Origin of the sequence: Campylobacter sp. US25a (assembly GCF_004379075.1) — a bacterium.
In the GTDB taxonomy this organism is placed as follows: Bacteria; Campylobacterota; Campylobacteria; order Campylobacterales; family Campylobacteraceae; genus Campylobacter_D; species Campylobacter_D jejuni.
Genome location: NZ_RYYM01000142.1, coordinates 1 through 262, shown reverse-complemented (window position 1 = coordinate 262; position 262 = coordinate 1). Strand labels below are relative to the sequence as shown.

Sequence of the window (262 nt, the reverse complement as noted above, 5' to 3'; positions counted from 1 at the left end):
ACCTTTTGTCCTACCTTAACTTCGATTTTAGAAAGATGATAATACTGCGAGTAAATGCCAAAACCATGATCAATGACTACTGATTTTCCTGCAAAATAGCGATCTTTTGCTATTTTTACTACACCTGAATTAGCCGCATAGATGGGGGTTCCTACAGCGGCTCTAAAGTCTGTTCCGCTATGATAGCTTGCAACTTTTTCATTAAAGGTTCTTGCTTTGCCAAAATCACTCGTAATAAAAGAATTTAAAGGCGTATTAAAAG

1 protein-coding gene is annotated in these 262 nt (G+C 36.6%); it reads right to left on the bottom strand.

Annotation, left to right across the window (positions count from 1 at the left end; translation table 11 throughout):
* The coding region (locus ELQ12_RS10065; protein WP_134264764.1) for a M23 family metallopeptidase at positions 1–262 on the bottom strand (262 nt) is incomplete at both ends.